The organism is Rhizobium sp. F40D2, assembly GCF_051810745.2.
Classification (GTDB): domain Bacteria; phylum Pseudomonadota; class Alphaproteobacteria; order Rhizobiales; family Rhizobiaceae; genus Rhizobium.
Window position 1 is genome coordinate 2,990,242 of sequence record NZ_CM131436.1, and the last position, 21,370, is coordinate 3,011,611.

The following is a 21,370-nucleotide window of genomic DNA, read 5'->3' on the forward strand; positions in this document are numbered from 1 at the left end:
ATCGCGTGGTAAATTCTCCGTTCAGGGCCAAGCCAAGCCCCTCCGAAGGAGAAGCTCAGATGAACCGATTTTTCGCATTTGTCGCGACCGGAACGCTGATCAGCCTTGCCACGATCACTTCGGCCTGTACCTCATCCGGAAACCTCGACCAGACCTCGTCGATCGGCGGCTATTATCGGGAAGAGATGCCGCTCAACCCGGCCTGCGGCGGTGGGTTCAGACCGAGCGACGGTCGCTCCTGCAGCTATTAAAGGCCGGCTCGGGCCATTGGCAGAAAATCCATCACCAAGTCCGGAACCGAGATAGTCGGATTCCGGCTTGGGCAGCAATGACATCACCCCGACGCCTGCTTGGCGTCCAAGGGTATCACTCAGTGAAGTCCTTGCAGTCTGTTCCGCCGCTCTGCCAGCAGTTCATTTTGAACCAGATTCCTGGCATTGTCCGAAAGACCATTCGGCCCCAACAGACCAAGTTCGGTAAACCGCGCTTCGATTTCCTTAGGAATGCTATCCGCTTCGTGTTGGCAAAGGCGCACAAGCCACTTCCATTCGTCGCTAGTCATATCCCTGTGCACGACCATGAATGCTACCCCCTCCCGAGAACAACGACATCCGTTAACAAGTACCACAACTTCTGTCGAAACGCAGGTGGCTCGACGACCGGCCTAATCAAGCACAGATCGAGTCAAAGCTTCCTGGTAAATCTCTACCACACAGGCAACGATTCGGACGCCGGATGCGCGGTAGCGCTCCAGCCTGCACAGCGTTCCGTCGGGGGGCTGGCCCATTAAATTTCAACGGAAACTTTGGTGTTTAATTTCCGTGCAAGAATATCCGCCGCCACACCGCGCGTGATGGAAAACTGCCCGCTGCAGCCGATGGCATTGCCGAGTTGGGTGTCATATTGCCGTTGACGGCGGATGGAGATCCCCATGGCCGAGATTCCGAGCTGGCACGTCGTGGGCGATAGTTCGACGATTGCAGTTGCGTCGTCGCGTGCCCCTGCACCTTCGCGCAAGCCGTGGGACAAGGGAAGTCCACCTCCCGGGAATCGCAACGATACGCTCAGCTTTCCTTCGAGCAGTCGCACGGCTGGATCTTCTTGTCTGCGGCATTCTTCCGGAAACGTCGTCGATCAGGGGTTGGGTCTCGGATTTCGTTGGCCGTGTACCAGTCGGAGATGACATTCCAGCCCGTGCCATCCCACGGTTGCACACGCCCATCGCGCGCCCTCGTGGTCGGAGCAGGAAATCCTGATCGGCTTCAGCATCTCCAGAGCCAGCCTGGCGATCGGGAGATTCTCGAAAATGGGGCGGATCGCGGACGTGTCATAGCGCTTGCGGTCTCCCGAGGCGAATGCGAGTCCACGCCTGACCGCAGCCGCTGGCATCGAGCTCTTCGTCGAGGTCTCCTGGGGCCGGCCCGGCCAGGGGAAGGCCGACCGCCCCAGGAGAAGTCGGGTCACGGCTTCGGGCGGTAGCGCAGGTGGGTGACGTACGGCGACTGGACCGCCCCCAACTGCTCCAGCTCGATGTGCTCTACGCCGAGGTGCTCGAAAAGACGCGTGCCGGAACCGAGCATCACGGGCGCGATCTGCACGCGGATCTCGTCGACGAGACCGGCCTTAAGGAAGTGCTGGGACACCTCGGCGCCCATCAGCCGCACTACGTTGTCCCCGGCTGCGGCGACGGCCTGCGCGTAGGCGTCCTTCACGTCGGTGACGAATGTGAACGTGCCGTTCTTCTCGACCCTCGGCTCCAGCGGGGCGTGGGTGAGCACGAAGCACGGAGTCGCGAACGGCGTGTCGTTCCACACCCCGTAGCCGACGTCGAAAGTGCGTCGGCCCAGCACCACCGCGCCCGTCGCCTCGCGGCTGCCGCCCTCGGCTTCGGCGTCGACCAAGCTGGACGAGCTGTTGAACAGCCACTCGTGCAGCCGCAGGCCGCCCTCACCCATCGGGTGCGCGACGCTGATGTTGGGGCCGGCCATGAAACCGTCCAGCGACATAGTGGCGTCAATGAGCACTTGTGTCATCGGCAATTCCTCGCAGGGCCGACGCGCTCCAGCGCGCCCGATGGTAACTAGCTAGCTATAGTCGCGGCAATCCGAAATTCGCCATGTCGTGGGGATTTCTGCGGCGTTGGCTGATCTGCACTGGTCGAAGGAAATCTAGTCTACCACCGCGCCGCCGGTGAGATTGATGACGGCCCCGGTCATTGACGCCGCATGCGCTGAGGCAGCGAATACGGCGGCATTCGCCACCTGATCAAGCGTGGGAAGCAGCTTTAGCAACGTTCCTGCCGCTGCTCCCTCCATCATCTCCTCGAGGCTGATGCCTGCGCTTCGGGCGACAGGCTCGAACACATCGCGGGAGTGAGAGCCTATGGCCGCAGCCTCGGGAATTGCGTGCGACCGTATGCACACGACCCGGACCCCAGCCGGGGCGAGTTCCGCGGCCAGCAGCCGTGTCATGCCCTCCGTCGCGGCACAGGAAACTCCGTAGCCGAGAAATCCAGTGCCGGGCATTCGAGCGCCCGGTGTCGATGGCATCATGATAACGCCCGAGCCCCGAGACGCCATGTGCGGCGTCACGGCTCGGGCAGTGATGAAGTATGCCGTCGCGTAGGCCGTGATCGGATGAAGGAAATCTGCTGCCGACAAATCGGTGAGAAGCACGCCCTGCACATGATTTATGCCAAGTCCGTTGAACGCGATGTCAACCCCGCCCGCCTTGGCAGCAACCCGCGCTGAATGCAGTGCGACCTCCTCCTCGTTGAGGGCGTCGATGACAGAAACCTCGGCGCGACCGCCTACGCTACGAATGTCATCTGCGACCGCATCCAGCTTTTCCTTTGTTCGGCCAGCGAGGAAGAGTTCGGCTCCCTCTTTCGCAAAAGCGCGGGCAACTGCCCCGCCTATAGCGCCGCCGCCGCCATAGACGATCGCCACCTTGTTTTGCAGCATCATTGCTCACCTCAAAACTGATTGCATATTACAATTGGTTTCGTAAACTAAGTGGTATGAATATGCAATCGCTTCGGTGAAGCAGGATTGGGCGAAACACGGGGGTCCGGCTGTCCACCAATTTGTCAGGCGAGGTGCTCGCTCACAGATGGACGCTGATCATCCTGCGCGACATGATATTCGGCGGTCGGCGGCACATCGCGCCCGGCAGGGCCGGTCGAAATTCCGAAATCTATGGTTCCGGGACCTTCCTGTCTGGCTACGCTCTCATGGTGACAAAAGCGGCTTTTGTAGCCCAGGCTGTAGCCCGCTCCGGGCGTGGTGGCCCCAATATTCAGCTAAGTTATTGAAATAAATGGTGGGCCCGGAGGGACTCGAACCCCCAACCAAGCGGTTATGAGCCGCCGGCTCTAACCATTGAGCTACAGGCCCTTGACGCCGATGGTGAGCGCCTTGGCGCCGGAGGCCGACGCCTGGATGCCGGGGCAATGGTTCCCTCAGCATCGGTTCGCTCTAACGCAAATTGCAGGGAGCCACAAGCGCAGAGCGCAAGCATCTGTGGACGATGCATATTTCATCGGTGCGGGCACTGGAACCTTCTGACGCCGGCGACAATTACAGAGATTGGATTTGATGAAAGAGGGCGAGCGCAGATGGTGGCGTTGAACAGTGCCGTGGTGCTTATCGTCGAGGATGAGCCGCTGATCCGGTTCAATGTTCTCGATGTGCTGGAAGAGGTCGGCCATGTGGCGCTGGAGGCGGCGAATGCCGACGAGGCGATGGTGGTGCTGAAGGGCCGGCAGGATGTCGATATCCTGTTCACCGACGTCAATATGGCGGGTACGATGGACGGGATCCAGCTTGCCAAGCGGGTGAGGGCGATGCGGCCGAATATCGGCATCATCATCACCTCGGGCATGGTGCGGCTCGACCCCATGGCGCTGCCCGCCAACACCGCCTTCCTGCCGAAGCCCTATATGCACGACGCGCTGATCTCGACGATCGATTCCCTGATGGCGTGACGGCAATCCCTGATGACATGACCCCGATGACATGAAGGGGCGCGCAGCCGCAAAACGGGGACAGGTTTTGCGGCTGCGCGCGAGGCGCCGGGAGACATGCTCGTCTTCAGGCGTGCGGAGGGGGTCGCGCCCTCAGCTGAAGCTGCTCTTCAGCGCCTCGTTCTCGTGGTGGGCCTTCTTCTCGTAGATCGTGAACAGCGCCATCGAGAGGAGATAGGAGAGGAAGGGATCCCCGATCTGCGTGGCAATATCGCGGGAGGCGAGCACGTGGCGCTCCAAGGCCCCGATATCTTTCTGTATTGCGGTTTCAGCGAGGCGGTTCATGCTGCCATCTCCAGGAATTGGGTCACGACCGAGCGGGCCGGAACATGTCTGACGTAAAGGGGTAGGGTCAGGCCGAGGGCGGCGCGCATCTTGCGCAGCACGCGGTCCGACACTTCGAAGGCGCCGCAGCAGACGGGGTATTTGCCGTAGCCGTCTGCGCGGCCGAGTTCTTCCACTTCGGCGCCCGCACGCTTGTAGACGCGCTTGAGATAGGGCTCGTAGTTGGAAATCATCGTATGGATGCCGTGGTCCAGCGCGCATTCGCAAAGCGCAAGCAGCATCATCGAAAAGGCGCGGCCGGCGTCGATCTGGGGGAAATCCCTGGCGATCGCCTCTTCGTCGATGCACATGCGCGTGCCCTCCCAGATGCCCGGCGCGATGAGATCGGCGGCATCCGGAAACGTCTCGCGGAAGACGTCGTAGAGAAGGGTGGGGCCGGTCGTCGGCATCAGGCGCATGCCGCCGTAAAGGCGGGTGCGGCTGTCGTTGCACCAGACGAGATAGGCGGGAGCCAGCGCATCGTAGCTGTCGCGTTCGTAAGGGCCGATGACGGGAACATCCCAGCCGAGCGTATCGGCGAACACCTTCTTGCGCAGGCGAAACATCTGGTCGAGTACGGCAGCGTATTTCTGATACTCATGTGCCTGAATGATAACGAACATTTTGCCCTCCAGCGTTTACAAGTCCGTGGAGAGCAGAATGGTTCAGGAAGGCCCGATCGGAAATTCCCTCAGATGGGCCCCCTCAGATGAGGGGATTAGCCCAAAAGTATGACGACGCCACAAAAAAATGCGCTGGCCCAAGACTATGGATTGATGATGCGCAATTGCACGGCTCGCGAGGCGGCGGCCGAGATCGTGGCGCAGCCGAGCTTGAAGCGGGCGGTCTTCAGATAATCGCGCGTGGTGTGTTCGGAAATGCCGAGGATGACCGAGATGTCCTTGTAATCCTTGCCGAGTGCCGTCCAGTGCAGGCACTCGATCTCGCGCGGCGACAATGCCGGCACCGGGTCGTTCTCGCCGTGCAGCTCGTAGACGGCCTTGCGATGGATCAGATGGGCAATCTCGATCCATTCGTTGCGGCAGCGGCGGACAAGCTCGGTCCATTCCTCGACCGGGATGCGGGCATTCATCGACAGTAGCGCGCGGCGCTGCGCCTTGTCGGCGACCGGAATGGAGTAGCCGTTGCCGCCGATGCCGTGCTTCTGGGCGTCGACCAGCATGGCATAGGCCTCAGGCGTCGGCTCGACCTCGCTCCAGTCGAAAGGCAGCTGGCGCTCGAAGCCCTGCTTGACGATCGGATCGACCTTCACATAGCTGTTCAGCAGGTAGCGGGAGACCCAGGCATCCGGATAGGTGGTGCGCACGAAGGGCGAATCGATCTTGCTGGCGATCGTCTGGGCGAGGTGGTAGGTGACGAAATCGAGCCCATATTCGGCCTGGAGAATGCGGATGGCCGCATCCACATTGGCCGCGGCCTTGATCTGTTCGAAGGCGGACTCGAACTTATCGCTATAGGTATTCTCGATCATTTCCACTGCCCCAATTCCCTCAATCCTACCGTGAGGACCGTCATAAATACAAGGCATCCCCACATATGCGGGGAATGACAATCCCGGCTCCGCCTGCTAGCGCCTTTCCACGAGGAGACCTCATATGGACAGCAAGCGACCCTTCGAGATTGCCGAATGCCAACAGGCCGCCAAGGGCCTGAAATCCAGCTGGCAGGACATGGCAGGCTCCGAAGCGCTGATCCGCGCGCTCGTTGCCGAACGCAACGGCGACACCCCGCTAGCGCTGTTCTGGACCGAGGTCCACAGGGCGCTTTGCGTGGAAAACAACGTTTTCTGACATGGCTCGCCCCGACAGGGCTTTCCAGCCCTTCCCGATCTTACAGCACCGACCGGGCACCGGGAGCGGCCAGGACGAGATGAAATCCGCGTCCTGCGAGCGACCACGTTTTCATTCTTATCCGTTTCCGATTTTGGGAAGAAAGTGTCGAGCGGCAATGTCCCGGCCAGGCAGGCGGAAAGCCGGTACTCCATGGGTTTGTGCCAATATGCTTGATGAATGGTTTCCAGCGGAAGCAATGGCGGTCGGGGAAGCGGTTACACTGTGCCATTGTTGACGCACGCTCACGACTGGCGCGCCGCAACCTCTCTCCACCCTCATCCTGCGGGTGCCCCGGCAGGGACCTCGAAGGACGACGGCGGCCACCCGCGCTCACTCCACCTCGATCGGCCCGCGTTTAGACAATTCCGGTAGGGCCTCGTAGTCCAGGGCAATCAACGCCTCCTTCTTGCGGCGTGACCACCCCTTGATCTGGCGCTCGCGGGCGATGGCGTCGATGATGCGGTCGTAGGTTTCGGTGAAGACGAGTTCTACGGGAAGGCGCTTGGCGGTGTAGCCGTCATAGGTCCCGGCATTGTGAGGCACGCCGCAACCTCCCTCCGCCCTCATCCTGAGGTGCCCCGCAGGGGCCTCGAAGGACGAGACCGGCCACCCCCGAGACAGGGATCAGCCAACCTTCGTCGAAGGGTTGAGCCAATCCTGCAGCGGCAGTTCGGGCCGCGGCTGCTTCGGGCGAAATTTCACCAGCACCTCGCGTCCGTCGATAGAGGCTTGCGTGCGTTCGAGTGCATTGCGTTCGGCCACCGCCTGGCGCCAGTGTTCGTCACCGCGCCCGTCGGGACGGCCCTGTTCTTCCCAGATCGCGTAGGCTCTTTTGCTGATCCATTCGTGGCGTCTGTCGCTCATCCATCTATTCCATTCGTTAAAGGTGTTATTCGGCAATCCTGTCCTGCGGAACCGGCCCGTCGTTCCGAACCGGCAGGCGCCGCTTGGCAGCCATCAGCAGGTCGAGTTCTATCGAGGAGGGCCCAAAACGGGCAAAAAGGCTTTCGGCCTGCTCGCCGCCAAGGCCATATTTGGAAGCGAATTCATCAAGGCTGTAGGGGCGGCCGCGCAATATTCTGCTTCGGCGCTCCGGTTCACGGATTTGCGTCATTGGTGATTACCCCAGACTGTTTTTCGAAGTGTGAGAACAAAACAAATTACAGCGGCAAAAGTTCCGTGAATTTGCAGGGTTTTTTCGCCCGGTCGTGCCATTGCGGGGCGATTTGCTGCCGGTGGCATGGATTTTCAGGAAGGGGCGCGGCTAAGAAAATTTCCACTAAAACACGCAAGAAAATCAGCGCGTTATGGAATTCGCTTCCGCAAGGGTGCAGAATTGGGCTTTACCCCAGCGTGTTACTCTATAGAATCAATAGTGTTATTCGGTTCGCAGGGGCAGCAAAACCTGCCATTCCCCGCGTTGGCGCGACCGAGACCGGAGGACTTTGGCCTCAACCCATCGAGAGGAGACAGACATGATGAATGCCCTGCCGCCACTTCATGACGGCCACGCGCCGTTTACCCTCCAGCAGCTGTTTCGCGAAGCGCTTTACGCCTTCGAGGAGTGGGACAGCGAAGTGACCGAACCGATCGTCACCTACGAAGGACGGGTCATCCCCATCGGCTTCGTTTTCGAAGCCATGCGCGAATGCACTGACATCGTGCCGATGAACATCGTCGGCGCCGTCACCGAGCGGCTGACCAAGCCGTGGGAGGGCGAAGGCCCGCTCGACCAGATGACCTTTTCGACGGCGGCGCGCGTCATGCGCGTGCTGGTGCGCAAGCGCCTGCTTGCCAACGGCACGGTCGATCTCGTCGCCGTTTCGGCCCACGCGGCCGAAGATCAGAGCCGCGACTGACAGGATGAGGATCGCTGCCATGGCTGCGATCCTTTTCCGCGTATTGGCGGAACCTCGCCCATTGCCGGCCGTTTACTGGCATGCCCGCCGCCAGTGCGGGTGAGGAATAAGCACCATGCTGAAATCCATCGTTCATGAAATAATCGGCACGCCGCGGCGTGAGCCGGAGCTTCCGCAGTCGCTTGAGCAGTTTCGCGACAGGAAGCGGGTGCTGATCATCTTTGCCGATGCCCAGGACGACCGCGCCGTCATCCAGGACGAATGGCTGCGGAACGCGCATATGCGTCTCATCGAGGAAGACGTCGAGGTTTTCATTATCGCCGGCGGCGGCGCTTTCTCGCTGTTCGACGACGGCTCCGATCTCGAGGCCGACGATATCAGAGAGCGGCTGCAGGGCCCGCCATCCGGCGAGTTCGGGCTGATCCTGATCGGGCGCGACGGCACGGTCAAGCTGCGCTCGAACGAGCCAAGGACTGCGGAGGATATCTTCGCCGCCTTCGAGATGCTGCCGACGCAGACGCCTTGGTAGGGCTTCGGACTGCGCGTGACACGGGGCGTGGCGAAGCTGCGCGTCCGGCGTTCCGCATGCCGATCGTCTGAAAGGCGTTTCTTTAGCTCTTTGGATGCATGTCGTTATCCCGGAACCGCTGCACGCTTCCGGGCGACATGCATTAAAGCTCGAAGGCTTCCTTCAGACCGAGGCTCTTGCGTTCGCGCAGGTCGAGATCGGTCTCGATATGGGTGATGTGATGCAGCATCAGCTGGCAGGCGCGGTCGAGCTCGTTATTTTCGATCGCCGTAATGATCTCGCCATGTTCGGAATGGCCGCAGCTCGATGCGGTGGACTGGCCGTAAAGGGCAATCACCAGCGACGAGCGGGCGACAAGCTCTTCCATGAAGCGCTGCATGATCGCATTGCCGGAGATTTCCGCCAGCCTCAGATGAAAATCGCCCGACGCCTTGATCTCGGCGCGCCGCGCCGTCTGGCCGCGCTCGCTCATCAAGCGGCCTTCCTCTAGTAGAAGCTGTTTCAGCTGGCTGATGTCACCAGGCGTGATCCGCGCCGCCGCCTCGCGCAATATGCCGGGCTCGACCAGGCGGCGGGCGGCAAAGATCTGCCGGGCCTCGTCGGGCGAGGGATAGGCGACAAAGGCGCCGCGGTTCTTCTCGACGCTGACGAGGCCTTCATAGGAGAGCGCCTGCAGAGCTGCGCGGGCAAGCGTGCGGCTGACGCTGAAGAGATTGCCGACATCCTTTTCGGAGAGCTTCGTGCCGGGCGAAAGCCTGCGCTCGACGATTGCTTCGCGAATGGAATCGCGGATCAGTTGTACGCTGGTTTCGGCGGAGTCTTCGGCCTGCATGGCCTTGGCAGCGGATTTCATGAAAATCGATTTCCTGATGATCGGCAAACCATATCCGGCTTTCCGGCAAAAGTTAAACGGAATTTGTGCTCGAAGCGGCGGACAAATTGTATACGATCGCCTGCATAAATTGATGACGATAGCCTAATTCCTGTGCAGGCGTCGTTCTGCCCATAATTTATCTCTTTCAGATCTGCGGGGGATGAAACCCTTGTTTCACAATGGGTTGAGAAATCATCGGCGAATTGGCACGGCAAGTGCATCGTCTTCTCCAAACAGGGGAAGGCATGATGTCGAAAGCGGCAGAGATCGATATAGTATCCGTTTCCAAGGTCTATGGGTCAACGACCGCGGTACAGGCGATCAGCCTGAAGATTCCGGCCGGCTCCTATTGCTGCTTCCTCGGCCCGTCGGGCTGCGGCAAGACCTCGACGCTACGCATGATCGCCGGCCATGAGAGCATCTCGTCGGGCGATATCCGGCTCGGTAATACAGTCATCACCGATTTTCCGCCGGCCCGGCGCGGTACGGCGATGATGTTCCAGTCTTATGCGCTGTTTCCGCATCTCGACCTCATCGACAACGTCGCCTTCAGCCTGAAGATGAAGGGCGTCGACAAGGCGGAGCGGCGAGCCAAGGCGCTCGACATGCTGAAGCTGATGCAGATGGAACCCTATGCTATCAGGCGCCCGGCCCAGCTTTCCGGCGGCCAGCAGCAGCGCGTGGCGCTGGCGCGCGCGCTGATCACCGATCCGGAGGCGCTGCTGCTCGACGAGCCGCTGTCCGCACTCGACCCATTCCTGAAGATCCGCATGCGGGCCGAACTCAAGAAACTGCAGAAGTCGCTCGGCATCACCTTCGTGCATGTCACCCACAGCCAGGAGGAGGCGATGGCGCTCGCCGATATCATGGTCATCATGAATGACGGCCGGATCGAACAGGCGGCCGCGCCCCGCGAAGTATTCGAAAAGCCGGCGACCGCCTTCGTCGCCCGCTTCATGGGCGACCACAACGTGCTTACCGGCCGGGTGACCTCGAACGAGAACGGCGTGATCGTCATGACCGTGCCGGAGGGGCAGAGCTTTTCCGTGCGCGGGGCGGGCAGGGAGGTCGGCCAACCCGTCGATATCGGCATCCGCACCGACCGCGTGCGCCTGCAGGTGGCGTCCGAATGGACGCTCGGCTTCAACGCCATCGTCTCCAATGTCGAATATCGCGGCTCTTCGGTGAAGATCACCGTTCTCGGCGCCGGCAGCGACGACTTCACCGTCATATCAGACGATAGCGATTATTTCGCCCGCCCGGTCGCCGTCGGCGATGCCGTCTCGCTCAGTTGGACGCTCGACGATGCCGTGCTTCTCGGCAGCTCTTCCGCATGAACCGTCACCAACCATCCTTCCGCATCAACAAAAAGGGGAACTGACATGACGACTGAAACGACATCGACCAAGGCTGCGAAGGGTCTTTCCCGCCGCACGCTGCTGAAGACGGGCGCTGCCGCCGTTGGCGCCATCGCCGGCTCCGGCGCGATCACCGGCTTTCCCACCATCTGGGCGCAGACCAACATCACGCTTCGCCAGTTCGGCACCGGTGTTTCGAACATCAATGCCATCGCCGAAAAGTGCAAAGCCGATCTCGGCATCACACTGGAGATGACGGCGACCGATTCCGACGCTGCAGCCCAGCGCGCCGTCACTCAGCCCGACAGCTACGACATTGCCGATATCGAATACTGGATCGCCAAGAAGGTGTTCCCGACGGGCGTTCTGCAGCCGATGGACGTCAAGAAGCTGAAATATTACGACAAGATCGTGCCGCTGTTCATCAACGGCAAGCTGAAGGCAGACAGCGTCATCGCCCAGGGCACGGCGCCGCACACGGTTGGCTTCGTCGAGGCGCAAGGCTCCAAGAAATTCGCCAAGGAGCCGACGCAGTGGATGACGATGGTTCCCACCATCTATAACGCCGACACCCTCGGCATCCGCCCCGACCTCACCGGCCGCCCGATCACAAGCTGGGCTGATATTCTCGATCCGGCCTTCAAGGGCAAGACGGCGATCCTCAACATTCCGTCGATCGGCATCATGGATGCGGCGATGATCATGGAAGCCGCCGGCAAGATCAAATATGCCGACAAGGGCAACATGACCAAGGAAGAGATCGACAAGACGATCGAATTCCTGATCAAGACCAAGGGCGAAGGCCAGTTCCGCGCCTTCTGGAAGAGCTTCGACGAGTCGGTCAACCTGATGGCCTCGGGCGAAGTCGTCATCCAGTCCATGTGGTCGCCGGCCGTCGCCGCCGTCCGCTCCAAGGGCATCGCCTGCACCTTCCAGCCTCTCAAGGAAGGCTACCGCGCATGGGGCGGCGGTCTCGGCCTTGCCTCGCATCTGAAGGGCGCCGAGCTCGACGCTGCCTATGAATATATCAACTGGTACACGTCGGGATGGGTCGGCGGCTATCTCAACCGCCAGGGCTACTATTCCGCTTGCATGGACACCGCCAAGAACTTCATGTCGGCTGACGAATGGGGCTATTGGATCGAGGGCAAACCGGCGCAAGGCGATATCCTGTCGCCCGAGGGCAAGGTCATGGAAAGGGCCGGTGCTGTCCGCGACGGCGGCGCCTTCGAAGCCCGCATGGGTGCGGTCGCCTGCTGGAACTCGGTGATGGACGAAGACCGCTACATGGTCCGCCGCTGGAACGAGTTTATCGCGGCTTGATCAGCGAGGGGGCGGAGAAGCATTGTCTTTCGCTGATGCTCAAGACGTCGCTCCGCTCCGCCCCCTCATCTGCCCTTCGGACATCTTCTCCCCGCTGGGGAGAAGGGGAGTTCGCGGCTAGAGTCGCATAATGAAAGCAAGGTTCGCGGTGGCCGAGGCGCTGCCGCGATTCCTCTTCTCCCCAGCGGGGAGAAGGTGCCGGCAGGCGGATGAGGGGGCAGCACGCACCTTCGTTCAACCTGACGTAATCGTAACGGAGAACGGACATGGCAACCATGGCAGCAGCAACGGAGGAAGGGCGGCAGGCAGGGCGCAGACTGAGCCTCTCCCCTTCAGCCATCTCCTATCTCCAGGCGACGCCGCTGATCGCCATCCTCGGCTTCTTCTTCCTGCTGCCGATCGCCATGATCGCGGTCGTCAGCTTCTGGGACTACGACTTCGCCGGTCTCTATCCCGATTTTCTCACCATGAACTACACCGATACGCTCGGTTCGTGGGTCACCTGGAAGACCTATCTCAACACGTTGAAATTCACGGCGATCGTCTGGGCGCTGACGCTTCTCATCGGTTTCTGGGTCGCCTATTTCCTGGCCTTCCACATCCGCAAGACCTCGACGCAGATGATCCTCTTTCTCGTCTGCACCGTGCCGTTCATGACCTCGAACATCATCCGCATGATCTCGTGGATCCCGGTGCTCGGGCGCAACGGCCTCGTCAATTCGACGCTGATTAAGACGGGCATCATTCCGCAGCCGATCGAATGGCTGCTCTATTCCGATTTCGCCGTCGTGCTCGCCATGGTGCATCTCTATACGCTGTTCATGGTGACGCCGATCTTCAACACGCTGATGCGCATCGACCGGTCGCTGTTCGAGGCGGCGCGCGATGCCGGCGCCTCCGGCTGGCAGGTGCTGTGGAATGTCGTCATTCCGCTGGCAAAACCCGGCATGGCGATCGGCACGATCTTCGTCGTCACCCTTGTCATGGCGGATTTTTCGACGGTGCAGGTCATGTCCGGCGGCCAGAGCGCCTCGGTGGCGCTGATGATGAAGAACCAGATGTCGCTGCTGCAATATCCGGCGGCGGCCGCCAATGCCGTGGTGCTGCTCGCCGTCGTGCTGCTGATGGTCGCGGCGATCCTGCGCGTCGTCGACATCCGCAAGGAGCTTTGAGATGAACCACGAAAAACGCGGCCTCGAATTCTATCTGCTGGCGATCTTCTTTGCCGTCTTCGTGCTGTTCCTCTACGGGCCGCTGTCGGCGGTGCTGATCCTCTCTTTCCAGGGGCCGGACGGCGGCTTGACCTTCCCGATGAACGGCGTTTCCACCCATTGGTTCTTCAACCTGTTCGAAAAGCAGGCGGTCGGCGATTTCGGCGCCTCCTTCCGGCGCTCCTTCACCCTCGGGCTGATGGTGATGGTCGTGACCGTCACCGTCTCACTGCTCGCCGGCCTTGCCTTCCGCCGCCGTTTCCGCGGTTCGACCGTGCTATTCTATGCCACGGTCGCAAGCCTCGTCGTACCGTCGATCATCGTCTCGCTCGGCATCGGCGTCGTCTTCCAGGAGGGAGGGCTGAAGCCCGCCTGGTATTCCTCGGCCTTCGGCGCGCATCTGACCTGGACGCTGCCTTTCGGCGTGCTGATCATGTTTGCCGTCTTCAACCGTTTCTCGCCGGCCTATGAAGAGGCGGCGCGCGACCTTGGGGCCAGCGCCTGGCAGACGTTCTGCCATGTCGTGCTGCCGATGATCGCGCCGAGCCTGATCGGCGTCGGCCTGTTCGGCTTCACGCTTTCCTATGACGAATTCGCCCGCACGTTGATGACGTCGGGCACTTACAATACGTTGCCGCTCGAAATCTACGGCATGACGACCAACGTTACGACGCCGGTGCTCTATGCGCTCGGCACGGTGACGACACTGTTTTCCTTCACCATCATTCTCATCGCGCTCGGCATCATGACGATGCTCAGCCGGCGGCAGGCAAAGATCGACTGACATGCGCATCCTCATCGTCAATCCGAACACTACGGCCTCCATGACCGAGAAGGCCGCCACCGCCGCGCGTGCGGTGGCCGCATCCGGCACGGAAATCATCGCCGCCACATCCAGCATGGGGCCTGTCTCCATCGAGGGCCATTATGATGGAGCGCTGGCAATCCCCGGCCTGCTTTCCGAACTGAAAGAGCGGCAGGCAGAGGGCTATGACGCGGCCGTCATCGCCTGCTTCGACGATACCGGGCTCGACGCGGCGCGGAGCTTTGCCGATGTGCCGATCCTCGGGCTTTGCGAATCCGCAGTCGCAACGGCGGGTTTTCTGGCGCAGCGTTTCACCGTGGTGACGACGCTGGAGCGGTCGCGCGTACTGATCGACAATCTGGTGCGCCGCTACGGCATGGGCGAGCGCGCCAAGGTGCGGGCCTCCGATATTCCGGTGCTGGAGCTTGAGACTGCGGCCTCGGGCGCGATCGGCAAACTCAGGGCCGAGATCGAGCGGGCGCTCGTCGAAGACGGCGCCGAGGCGATCGTGCTCGGCTGCGCCGGCATGACGGATCTGGCGCGCGAACTGCAGGCAATCTATGGCGTGCCCGTCATCGATGGTGTCTCGGCCGCCGTCAAGCAGGCCGAGGCGCTGGTCTCGCTCGGGCTTTCCACCAGTAAGCGCGGCTCCTACGCCTCACCGCTGCCGAAAGCCTTTACCGGAGCGATGAGCGCTTTTTCGCCGGCCGGCAAGCTCGGCTGAGCCATGGCCGTTTCCTTCGACTTCAAAGAGCTCAGTGAGCGTGAGCGATACAAGCTGATGATCGGCACGATCATTCCGCGGCCGATCGCGCTGGTGACGACGGTCGACGAACAGGGGCGGATCAACGCCGCCCCTTTCAGCTTCTTCAACTGCCTTTCGGCCGATCCGCCGATCCTGGCGATCGGGGTCGAAAACAATGCCGACATGTCGTTCAAGGATACCGGCCACAATATCCGCATGACCGAGGTCTTTACGGTCAACATCGTCTCTTTCGCCATCGCCGAGGCGATGCATGTCTGCGGCGCCCGCTATCCCCGTGGCGTCGACGAGCTGAAGGCGGCTGGGTTGACGGCGATGCCGGGCGAGAAGGTGGCCTCGCCCTGGATCGCCGAGGCGCCGGCCGCCTTCGAATGCCGGCGGCATGTGACGCTGGAGCTCGGGCGCTCGCGGCAGATCGTCATGGGCGAGATCGTCTATGCGCATTATCAGGACGGCGTCGTCGATCCGGAACGGCTGTATGTCGATCCGGCCGCCGTCGATGCGATCGCGCGGCTCGGCGGCGATACCTGTGCCACCATCCGCGACCGCTTCGAGATGCTGACGCCGAAGCTCTGAGGCCAGGGGTAGCTCCAAGTTTTTGCTTTACTTTTTTGCTCCCCGCAAGAATGGTCGCAGCGGATCATTACGGCAGAGGAGGGCTTAGCCATGACAATCGAACAGGATCTCAGCCGGATCGCGGAGCAGGAGAAGGCCCTGAGCTTCGACGCCTTCGACCTGACGACGGCCTGGCAGCTCGGCAAACTCCTGCAGGAACTTGCGACCGAGCGCGGCCTCGGCATCGCGATCGATGTGACCCTGCATTCGATGCCGGTCTTCTATGCCGCACTGCCCGGTGTGACGCCCGACAACGTCAACTGGGTCCGCCGCAAGCGCAACATGGTGCTGCGCTATTTCCGCAGCAGCTATGCTTCCGGCCTGAAGCTCAGCAAGGACGGCAAGACGGTCGAGGATAACGGGCTTTCCGGCGCCGATTATGCGCCGCATGGCGGCAGCTTCCCCATCAACGTCAAGGGCACCGGCTGCATCGGCGCGGTCACCGTCTCCGGCCTGCCGCAGCGCGACGACCACAATCTCGCGGTCGAGGCCTTGGCGCTGATGCTCGCAAAGGATCTGGATACGCTGCGGCTCGACCCGCCGCTCTGAGCGGGCCGTTTGCTGCGCCGGCGGGCGCCGACCACTGAACCTCAGAGCCTGCCGCCGGCTTCGGCGATGCCCTTGGTCAGGCTGCCGGTTGCCGGGAAGAGCGGGATGAGGCAGGCCTGCAGGGCGTGATAGATATCGCCCTTGCCGGGGAAGAGCGAATGGGCGGGAACGAGATCCTCCGTCAGTTCCTCATGCCAGCCACCGTTCCTGTGGTCGATGAAGGCGCGTTCGATCACGTTCCAGATTTTGCGGTAGCATTCCTCGTGATAGTCGCTCGGCAGGTGCTCGTTGAGGAAATGGGCGGCGGCTGCACCCTCGCAGGCAGGCCACCAGAGCTTGTTGCGCTTGGCGGGCTTGTCGTCCCAGTCAAGCGTATAGAAGAAGCCACCCTTGTCGTTGTCCCAGCCGAGCGCCATGGATTGCTCGAAGAGGGCTTTGGCCGCGTCCGGCATCCACTCGATGCGTTTGCCGCCGAGCGCCCAGAGCTGCAGGATGAGGCGGGTCCATTCCAGCCAATGGCCGGGCGTCGTGCCGGCCGGGCGGAACATTTCGTTCGGATGATAGTATTGCTTGTCGAGGTTCCATTCGGCGTCGAAATGCTCGGCGACGCGCCAGTCGACCGAACCCGCCTGCCGGCGGATGACGAGATCGGCGATACTTTCGGCCTTGGTCAAGTAGTCCCGGTCGCCGGTCGCTTCGAAGGCGGCCATCAGCGCTTCGGTCAGATGCATGTTGGAGTTCTGGCCGCGATAGGCGCCGCCGTCGAGCGGCTGCCAGTCGGCGGTGAATTCTTCGGCGATCGCGCCGTGGAGCGGCTCCCAGAACCTCGTGTTCAAGACCTCGGCAATATCGGCGAGCATGCCGTCGGCCAGCGGATGGCCGATCGTCTTGGCGGATGCGGCGGCGAGCAGCACGAAAGCATGGCCATAACCCTGCTTGTTGGAATCGACCGGACCACTATTGTCGAGCGACCAGAAATAACCGCCATTCTTCCGGTCGCGATGATGGTTCCAGAGATAGTCCATGCCGTGGTCGATGAGATCGGCCGCACCCGGGCGGCCGAGCAGCGTGCCGATTGCGAAGCAATGCACGGCGCGCGCGGCGATATGGATGCTGCGGACCTGGCCTTCGGCGTCAAGCGGCTTGCCGCTATCGTCGAGATCGCAGAAGCCGCCCTTGGGATTGACCGAATTGCGCTGGAAGAAATCGAAGAGGCTGTTCGCCTGGTTGAGCAGCCAGTCGCGGTGATAGGCGCGGCTCGTCCAGTTTCCAAGCAGGGGTGCCATGATACTCCTCCGATTTCGTGCGCAATGCGTGTCAATTGCCTATATAGAGCCCCTTCAAGCCTGTCATCCGCTGAGACTTGCAAAGCACGAAATCGATAGGCATATATTGACATAAAGATATCTTTATGTGATCTGGACTGTCTGGTCTTACGACGTCAAGGAGCCCTCCCGTGTTCGATACTCTCTTTGGTCCGGAAACGGGCAAACGTGACGGCAATGAAGTTTTCGCAGCGCTGCGCAAAGCCGCCAGCGAACGCATCCTCGTCCTCGACGGCGCCATGGGCACGCAGATCCAGGGGCTCGGCTATGACGAAGACCAGTTCCGCGGCACCCGCTTCATCGGCTGCGCCTGCCACCAGAAGGGCAATAACGACCTTCTGATCCTGACCCAGCCGGATGCGATCGAAGAGATCCATTACAAATACGCGATGGCCGGCGCCGATATTCTCGAGACCAACACCTTTTCCTCGACCCGCATCGCGCAGGCCGATTATGAGATGGAAGGGGCGGTCTACGACCTCAACAAGGAAGGCGCCGAGATCGTGCGCCGGGCAGCCCAGCGCGCCGAGCGCGAGGACGGCCGCCGTCGCTTCGTCGCCGGCGCCATCGGCCCGACCAACCGCACCGCCTCGATCTCGCCTGACGTCAACAATCCCGGCTTCCGCGCCGTCACCTTCGACGATCTGCGTTCGGCCTATGGCGAGCAGATCGACGGGCTGATCGACGGCGGCGCCGACATTATCCTGATCGAGACGATCTTCGACACGCTCAACGCCAAGGCTGCGATCTTTGCCTGCGAGGAGCGCTTCGAGGCCAAGGGCGTGCGCCTGCCGGTGATGATCTCCGGCACGATCACCGACCTGTCCGGCCGCACGCTGTCCGGCCAGACGCCGTCTGCCTTCTGGAACTCGGTGCGCCACGCCAATCCCTTCACGATCGGGCTGAACTGCGCGCTCGGCGCCAATGCGATGCGCCCGCATCTGCAGGAGCTTTCGGGTGTCGCCGATACCTTCATCTGCGCCTACCCGAATGCCGGCCTGCCGAACGAATTCGGCCAATATGACGAAACGCCGGAACTGATGGCGGCGCAGATCGACAGCTTTGCCCGCGAGGGCCTGGTCAATATCGTCGGCGGCTGCTGCGGCTCGACGCCTGAACATATCAGAGCGATTGCCGAGACCGTCGCCAAGTACAAGCCGCGGCCGCTCCCCGAGCATCGCCCCTTCATGTCGCTGTCCGGCCTCGAACCCTTCGAACTGACCAAGGATATCCCCTTCGTCAATGTCGGCGAGCGCACCAACGTCACCGGCTCGGCGAAGTTCCGCAAGCTGATCACCAATGCCGACTACACCGCAGCACTTGATGTCGCGCGCGACCAGGTCGAGAACGGCGCGCAGGTGATCGACATCAACATGGATGAGGGCCTGATCGATTCCGAAAAGGCGATGGTCGAGTTCCTCAACCTGATTGCCGCCGAGCCGGACATCGCCCGCGTGCCTGTCATGATCGACAGTTCGAAATTCTCGATCATCGAATCCGGTCTGAAGCGCGTCCAGGGCAAGCCGATCGTCAACTCGATCTCGCTGAAGGAAGGCGAGGAGAATTTCCTCGCCCAGGCACGGCTGCTGCACAATTACGGTGCCGCCGTCGTCGTTATGGCCTTCGACGAGACGGGGCAGGCCGACAGCTATGAGCGCAAGGTGGAAATCTGCACCCGCGCCTATAAGCTTTTGACGGAAAAGATCGGCTTCCCGCCCGAGGATATCATCTTCGACCCGAACATCTTCGCGGTCGCGACCGGCATCGAAGAACACAATAATTACGGCGTTGATTTCATCGAGGCGACGCGGACGATCCGCGAGCGCATGCCGCTCGTCCATATCTCCGGCGGCGTTTCCAACCTGTCCTTCTCGTTCCGCGGCAACGAGCCGGTGCGCGAGGCGATGCACGCCGTGTTCCTCTACCACGCCATCCAGGCGGGCATGGACATGGGCATCGTCAATGCCGGCCAGCTCGCCGTCTACGACAATATCGATCCGGAACTGCGCGAGGCCTGCGAAGACGTGGTGCTGAACCGCCGTCCCGACGGCACCGAGCGGCTGCTTGAAGTGGCCGAGCGCTTCCGCGGCGCCGGTGCCAGGGAAGGCCGGGTCCAGGACCTCTCCTGGCGCGAATGGAGCGTCGAGAAGCGCCTCGAACATGCGCTGGTCAACGGCATCACCGAATATATCGAAGCCGATACCGAGGAGGCGCGCCAGCAGGCCGCCCGGCCGCTGCACGTCATCGAAGGGCCGCTGATGGCCGGCATGAACGTCGTCGGCGACCTGTTCGGTTCGGGCAAGATGTTCCTGCCGCAGGTGGTCAAGTCGGCGCGCGTCATGAAGCAGGCGGTTGCCGTGCTGCTGCCCTACATGGAGGAGGAAAAGCGCCTGAATGGCGGCGAAGAACGTCGCTCGGCCGGCAAGATCCTGATGGCGACGGTCAAGGGCGACGTGCACGATATCGGCAAGAATATCGTCGGCGTCGTGTTGGCCTGCAACAATTACGAGATCGTCGACCTCGGCGTCATGGTACCGGCGACGAAGATCCTCGACACGGCAATTGCCGAAAAGGTCGACGTCATCGGCCTTTCCGGCCTGATCACGCCGTCGCTCGACGAGATGGTGCATGTCGCGGCCGAGATGGAGCGGCAGGGCTTCGACATCCCGCTTTTGATCGGCGGGGCGACGACCAGCCGCGTGCATACGGCGGTGAAGATCCATCCCGGCTACAACAAGGGGCAGGCGATCTACGTCACCGATGCGAGCCGCGCCGTCGGCGTCGTCTCGGCGCTGCTGTCGCCGGAAACGCGCCAGGGCTATGTCGACGATACAAGGGCCGAATATGAGAAGGTGGCGGCCGCTCATGCGCGCAGCGAGGCCGAGAAGGTGCGCCTGCCATTGCCGCGGGCCCGCGAGAATGCGCATAAGGTCGACTGGTCGGCCTACCAGCCGACGAAGCCGGAATTCTTCGGCACGCGGGTGTTCGAGGATTACGATCTGGCCGAGCTTGCCAGATATATCGACTGGACGCCGTTCTTCCAGACCTGGGAACTGCGCGGCCGCTACCCCGCCATTCTCGAGGACGAGAAGCAGGGCGAAGCGGCGCGTGCGCTCTGGGCCGATGCGCAGTCGATGCTCAAGAAGATCATCGACGAAAAGTGGTTCCGCCCGCGCGCCGTCATCGGCTTCTGGCCGGCCGGCGCCGTCGGCGACGATATCCGTCTGTTTACCGATGAGAGCCGCAGTCATGAGCTTGCCACCTTCTACACGCTGCGCCAGCAGCTTTCGAAGCGGGACGGGAGGGCGAACGTGGCGCTCTCTGATTTCGTCGCGCCTGTCACAAGCGGTGTGCAGGATTATGTCGGCGGCTTCGTGGTGACGGCCGGTATCGAGGAAATCGCCATCGCTGAGCGTTTCGAACGCGCTAACGACGATTATTCCTCGATCCTCGTCAAGGCGCTGGCCGACCGCTTTGCCGAAGCGTTTGCCGAGCGCATGCACGAGCAGGTGCGGCGCGAATATTGGGGCTATGCAAAAGACGAGACGCTCAGCAATGAGGATCTGATCACCGAAGCCTATGCCGGCATCAGGCCTGCGCCCGGCTATCCCGCCCAGCCCGACCACACCGAAAAGGCAACGCTCTTCAAGCTGCTCGACGCGGAAAAGGCGGCCGGTGTTAAGCTGACGGAGAGCTATGCGATGTGGCCGGGCTCCTCGGTCTCCGGCCTCTATATCGGCCACCCCGACTCCTATTATTTCGGCGTCGCCAAGGTGGAGCGCGATCAGGTGGAAGACTATGCCAAGCGCAAGGGCATGGAGGTTTCGGAAGTCGAACGCTGGCTCGGACCGGTGCTCAACTACGTGCCGCGCAAGACCAACGAGGAGATCGAAGACGCGGCATGATTTGCCGAGTCTTCTCGGTCGCTTAAGGCGGCGTGCTGAGAGATCGATTCAAC

The 21,370-nt window shown here is 61.6% G+C and carries 24 protein-coding genes, 1 tRNA gene and 2 pseudogenes; 14 read left to right on the forward strand and 13 right to left on the reverse strand.

Features of this window, described 5'->3' with window-relative positions:
- Positions 1–59 precede the first annotated feature (59 nt).
- Complete coding sequence (locus ACS4RS_RS14275) at positions 60–251, forward strand: hypothetical protein (RefSeq protein WP_439010454.1); 192 nt, start codon at positions 60–62, stop codon at positions 249–251.
- Positions 252–370: 119 nt separating this feature from the next.
- Here the strand turns inward: ACS4RS_RS14275 and ACS4RS_RS14280 are convergent, their stop codons facing one another.
- The 4 genes from ACS4RS_RS14280 to ACS4RS_RS14295 form a co-directional block, all read right to left on the reverse strand.
- Complete coding sequence (locus tag ACS4RS_RS14280; protein ID WP_012558428.1) at positions 371–580, reverse strand: hypothetical protein; 210 nt, start codon at positions 578–580, stop codon at positions 371–373.
- Positions 581–786: 206 nt separating this feature from the next.
- On the reverse strand, positions 787–1,089 hold the full coding sequence (locus ACS4RS_RS14285) for a hypothetical protein (protein ID WP_439010453.1): 303 nt from the start codon (positions 1,087–1,089) through the stop codon (positions 787–789).
- A 371-nt stretch (positions 1,090–1,460) separates the two neighbouring features.
- Complete coding sequence (locus tag ACS4RS_RS14290; protein ID WP_439010452.1) at positions 1,461–2,033, reverse strand: dihydrofolate reductase family protein; 573 nt, start codon at positions 2,031–2,033, stop codon at positions 1,461–1,463.
- 135 nt (positions 2,034–2,168) lie between these two features.
- Entirely contained in the window at positions 2,169–2,966 is a 798-nt protein-coding gene (locus tag ACS4RS_RS14295) for an SDR family NAD(P)-dependent oxidoreductase (RefSeq protein ID WP_449313696.1), read from the reverse strand.
- Between the two features lie 84 nt (positions 2,967–3,050).
- Here ACS4RS_RS14295 and ACS4RS_RS14300 point away from each other — a divergent pair.
- Positions 3,051–3,160 (forward strand): annotated as a pseudogene (locus tag ACS4RS_RS14300) (winged helix-turn-helix transcriptional regulator); the annotation flags it as partial.
- A 159-nt stretch (positions 3,161–3,319) separates the two neighbouring features.
- On the opposite strand, the gene ACS4RS_RS14305 reads toward ACS4RS_RS14300, so the two are convergent.
- Positions 3,320–3,395: transfer RNA gene (locus ACS4RS_RS14305), tRNA-Ile, on the reverse strand.
- 221 nt (positions 3,396–3,616) lie between these two features.
- Here ACS4RS_RS14305 and ACS4RS_RS14310 point away from each other — a divergent pair.
- The gene (locus tag ACS4RS_RS14310) at positions 3,617–3,985 is read left to right on the forward strand and encodes a response regulator (RefSeq protein ID WP_439010450.1); all 369 of its coding nucleotides are present in this window, start codon (positions 3,617–3,619) and stop codon (positions 3,983–3,985) included.
- A 132-nt stretch (positions 3,986–4,117) separates the two neighbouring features.
- Here ACS4RS_RS14310 and ACS4RS_RS14315 read toward each other — a convergent pair whose 3' ends face one another.
- The 3 genes from ACS4RS_RS14315 to ACS4RS_RS14325 all read right to left on the reverse strand — a co-directional run bounded on the left by ACS4RS_RS14315 (position 4,118) and on the right by ACS4RS_RS14325 (position 5,840).
- Positions 4,118–4,309 (reverse strand): hypothetical protein, encoded by a 192-nt coding sequence (locus ACS4RS_RS14315; protein WP_003593249.1) that lies wholly within the window; start codon positions 4,307–4,309, stop codon positions 4,118–4,120.
- Positions 4,306–4,971, reverse strand: coding sequence for an acyl-homoserine-lactone synthase (locus ACS4RS_RS14320; protein WP_439010449.1), 666 nt, complete (start codon positions 4,969–4,971; stop codon positions 4,306–4,308). The genes ACS4RS_RS14315 and ACS4RS_RS14320 overlap by 4 nt, the downstream gene beginning before the upstream one ends.
- Positions 4,972–5,114: 143 nt before the next feature.
- Positions 5,115–5,840: an autoinducer binding domain-containing protein gene (locus ACS4RS_RS14325; protein ID WP_439010448.1), complete on the reverse strand. Its 726-nt coding sequence runs from the start codon at positions 5,838–5,840 to the stop codon at positions 5,115–5,117.
- A 124-nt stretch (positions 5,841–5,964) separates the two neighbouring features.
- Between ACS4RS_RS14325 and ACS4RS_RS14330 the strand changes: the two genes are divergently transcribed.
- On the forward strand, positions 5,965–6,159 hold the full coding sequence (locus ACS4RS_RS14330; protein ID WP_003580973.1) for a hypothetical protein: 195 nt from the start codon (positions 5,965–5,967) through the stop codon (positions 6,157–6,159).
- Between the two features lie 372 nt (positions 6,160–6,531).
- Here ACS4RS_RS14330 and ACS4RS_RS14335 read toward each other — a convergent pair.
- The 3 genes and pseudogenes from ACS4RS_RS14335 to ACS4RS_RS14345 form a co-directional block, all read right to left on the reverse strand.
- A pseudogene (locus ACS4RS_RS14335) lies at positions 6,532–6,738 on the reverse strand (GIY-YIG nuclease family protein); the annotation flags it as partial.
- Positions 6,739–6,825: 87 nt separating this feature from the next.
- Entirely contained in the window at positions 6,826–7,065 is a 240-nt protein-coding gene (locus ACS4RS_RS14340) for a DUF2934 domain-containing protein (protein ID WP_439010447.1), read from the reverse strand.
- A gap of 25 nt (positions 7,066–7,090) precedes the next feature.
- Positions 7,091–7,315, reverse strand: a complete 225-nt coding sequence (locus ACS4RS_RS14345; RefSeq protein WP_439010446.1) for a hypothetical protein — start codon at positions 7,313–7,315, stop codon at positions 7,091–7,093.
- A 361-nt stretch (positions 7,316–7,676) separates the two neighbouring features.
- Between ACS4RS_RS14345 and ACS4RS_RS14350 the strand changes: the two genes are divergently transcribed.
- Together ACS4RS_RS14350 and ACS4RS_RS14355 are read left to right on the forward strand one after the other, a co-directional pair.
- On the forward strand, positions 7,677–8,060 hold the full coding sequence (locus ACS4RS_RS14350) for a hypothetical protein (protein ID WP_439010445.1): 384 nt from the start codon (positions 7,677–7,679) through the stop codon (positions 8,058–8,060).
- Positions 8,061–8,175: 115 nt separating this feature from the next.
- Positions 8,176–8,589, forward strand: coding sequence for a DUF4174 domain-containing protein (locus ACS4RS_RS14355; RefSeq protein WP_439010444.1), 414 nt, complete (start codon positions 8,176–8,178; stop codon positions 8,587–8,589).
- A gap of 142 nt (positions 8,590–8,731) precedes the next feature.
- On the opposite strand, the gene ACS4RS_RS14360 is transcribed toward ACS4RS_RS14355, so the two are convergent.
- Positions 8,732–9,442 (reverse strand): FCD domain-containing protein, encoded by a 711-nt coding sequence (locus ACS4RS_RS14360; RefSeq protein WP_439010443.1) that lies wholly within the window; start codon positions 9,440–9,442, stop codon positions 8,732–8,734.
- Between the two features lie 269 nt (positions 9,443–9,711).
- Here ACS4RS_RS14360 and ACS4RS_RS14365 point away from each other — a divergent pair, with 269 nt between their 5' ends.
- From ACS4RS_RS14365 to ACS4RS_RS14395, 7 genes are all read left to right on the forward strand, one after another.
- The gene (locus ACS4RS_RS14365) at positions 9,712–10,800 is read left to right on the forward strand and encodes an ATP-binding cassette domain-containing protein (protein ID WP_439010442.1); all 1,089 of its coding nucleotides are present in this window, start codon (positions 9,712–9,714) and stop codon (positions 10,798–10,800) included.
- Between the two features lie 45 nt (positions 10,801–10,845).
- Complete coding sequence (locus ACS4RS_RS14370) at positions 10,846–12,144, forward strand: extracellular solute-binding protein (protein ID WP_439010441.1); 1,299 nt, start codon at positions 10,846–10,848, stop codon at positions 12,142–12,144.
- Between the two features lie 266 nt (positions 12,145–12,410).
- A complete protein-coding gene (locus tag ACS4RS_RS14375; protein WP_439010440.1) occupies positions 12,411–13,316 on the forward strand; it encodes an ABC transporter permease subunit in 906 nt (301 codons plus the stop codon).
- A 1-nt stretch (position 13,317) separates the two neighbouring features.
- The gene (locus ACS4RS_RS14380) at positions 13,318–14,139 is read left to right on the forward strand and encodes an ABC transporter permease subunit (RefSeq protein WP_439010439.1); all 822 of its coding nucleotides are present in this window, start codon (positions 13,318–13,320) and stop codon (positions 14,137–14,139) included.
- A 1-nt stretch (position 14,140) separates the two neighbouring features.
- The gene (locus ACS4RS_RS14385) at positions 14,141–14,884 is read left to right on the forward strand and encodes an aspartate/glutamate racemase family protein (RefSeq protein WP_439010438.1); all 744 of its coding nucleotides are present in this window, start codon (positions 14,141–14,143) and stop codon (positions 14,882–14,884) included.
- Positions 14,885–14,887: 3 nt separating this feature from the next.
- Positions 14,888–15,499 (forward strand): flavin reductase, encoded by a 612-nt coding sequence (locus ACS4RS_RS14390; RefSeq protein ID WP_439010437.1) that lies wholly within the window; start codon positions 14,888–14,890, stop codon positions 15,497–15,499.
- A 90-nt stretch (positions 15,500–15,589) separates the two neighbouring features.
- The gene (locus tag ACS4RS_RS14395) at positions 15,590–16,087 is read left to right on the forward strand and encodes a heme-degrading domain-containing protein (RefSeq protein WP_003593272.1); all 498 of its coding nucleotides are present in this window, start codon (positions 15,590–15,592) and stop codon (positions 16,085–16,087) included.
- A 41-nt stretch (positions 16,088–16,128) separates the two neighbouring features.
- On the opposite strand, the gene ACS4RS_RS14400 is transcribed toward ACS4RS_RS14395, so the two are convergent.
- Positions 16,129–17,373 (reverse strand): AGE family epimerase/isomerase, encoded by a 1,245-nt coding sequence (locus tag ACS4RS_RS14400; protein ID WP_439010436.1) that lies wholly within the window; start codon positions 17,371–17,373, stop codon positions 16,129–16,131.
- Between the two features lie 170 nt (positions 17,374–17,543).
- Here ACS4RS_RS14400 and metH point away from each other — a divergent pair, with 170 nt between their 5' ends.
- The gene (gene metH / locus ACS4RS_RS14405; RefSeq protein WP_439010435.1) at positions 17,544–21,317 is read left to right on the forward strand and encodes a methionine synthase; all 3,774 of its coding nucleotides are present in this window, start codon (positions 17,544–17,546) and stop codon (positions 21,315–21,317) included.
- Positions 21,318–21,370 lie beyond the last annotated feature (53 nt).

What these genes read in the sequence shown, in the direction of transcription:
- ACS4RS_RS14275 (WP_439010454.1), top strand. Translation starts at nt 60, where the DNA reads ATGAACCGATTTTTCGCATTTGTCGCGACCGGAACGCTGATCAGCCTT.
- ACS4RS_RS14280 (WP_012558428.1), bottom strand. Translation starts at nt 580, where the DNA reads ATGGTCGTGCACAGGGATATGACTAGCGACGAATGGAAGTGGCTTGTG.
- ACS4RS_RS14290 (WP_439010452.1), bottom strand. Translation starts at nt 2,033, where the DNA reads ATGACACAAGTGCTCATTGACGCCACTATGTCGCTGGACGGTTTCATG.
- ACS4RS_RS14295 (WP_449313696.1), bottom strand. Translation starts at nt 2,966, where the DNA reads ATGATGCTGCAAAACAAGGTGGCGATCGTCTATGGCGGCGGCGGCGCT.
- ACS4RS_RS14310 (WP_439010450.1), top strand. Translation starts at nt 3,617, where the DNA reads ATGGTGGCGTTGAACAGTGCCGTGGTGCTTATCGTCGAGGATGAGCCG.
- ACS4RS_RS14315 (WP_003593249.1), bottom strand. Translation starts at nt 4,309, where the DNA reads ATGAACCGCCTCGCTGAAACCGCAATACAGAAAGATATCGGGGCCTTG.
- ACS4RS_RS14320 (WP_439010449.1), bottom strand. Translation starts at nt 4,971, where the DNA reads ATGTTCGTTATCATTCAGGCACATGAGTATCAGAAATACGCTGCCGTA.
- ACS4RS_RS14325 (WP_439010448.1), bottom strand. Translation starts at nt 5,840, where the DNA reads ATGATCGAGAATACCTATAGCGATAAGTTCGAGTCCGCCTTCGAACAG.
- ACS4RS_RS14330 (WP_003580973.1), top strand. Translation starts at nt 5,965, where the DNA reads ATGGACAGCAAGCGACCCTTCGAGATTGCCGAATGCCAACAGGCCGCC.
- ACS4RS_RS14340 (WP_439010447.1), bottom strand. Translation starts at nt 7,065, where the DNA reads ATGAGCGACAGACGCCACGAATGGATCAGCAAAAGAGCCTACGCGATC.
- ACS4RS_RS14345 (WP_439010446.1), bottom strand. Translation starts at nt 7,315, where the DNA reads ATGACGCAAATCCGTGAACCGGAGCGCCGAAGCAGAATATTGCGCGGC.
- ACS4RS_RS14350 (WP_439010445.1), top strand. Translation starts at nt 7,677, where the DNA reads ATGATGAATGCCCTGCCGCCACTTCATGACGGCCACGCGCCGTTTACC.
- ACS4RS_RS14355 (WP_439010444.1), top strand. Translation starts at nt 8,176, where the DNA reads ATGCTGAAATCCATCGTTCATGAAATAATCGGCACGCCGCGGCGTGAG.
- ACS4RS_RS14360 (WP_439010443.1), bottom strand. Translation starts at nt 9,442, where the DNA reads ATGAAATCCGCTGCCAAGGCCATGCAGGCCGAAGACTCCGCCGAAACC.
- ACS4RS_RS14365 (WP_439010442.1), top strand. Translation starts at nt 9,712, where the DNA reads ATGTCGAAAGCGGCAGAGATCGATATAGTATCCGTTTCCAAGGTCTAT.
- ACS4RS_RS14370 (WP_439010441.1), top strand. Translation starts at nt 10,846, where the DNA reads ATGACGACTGAAACGACATCGACCAAGGCTGCGAAGGGTCTTTCCCGC.
- ACS4RS_RS14375 (WP_439010440.1), top strand. Translation starts at nt 12,411, where the DNA reads ATGGCAACCATGGCAGCAGCAACGGAGGAAGGGCGGCAGGCAGGGCGC.
- ACS4RS_RS14380 (WP_439010439.1), top strand. Translation starts at nt 13,318, where the DNA reads ATGAACCACGAAAAACGCGGCCTCGAATTCTATCTGCTGGCGATCTTC.
- ACS4RS_RS14385 (WP_439010438.1), top strand. Translation starts at nt 14,141, where the DNA reads ATGCGCATCCTCATCGTCAATCCGAACACTACGGCCTCCATGACCGAG.
- ACS4RS_RS14390 (WP_439010437.1), top strand. Translation starts at nt 14,888, where the DNA reads ATGGCCGTTTCCTTCGACTTCAAAGAGCTCAGTGAGCGTGAGCGATAC.
- ACS4RS_RS14395 (WP_003593272.1), top strand. Translation starts at nt 15,590, where the DNA reads ATGACAATCGAACAGGATCTCAGCCGGATCGCGGAGCAGGAGAAGGCC.
- ACS4RS_RS14400 (WP_439010436.1), bottom strand. Translation starts at nt 17,373, where the DNA reads ATGGCACCCCTGCTTGGAAACTGGACGAGCCGCGCCTATCACCGCGAC.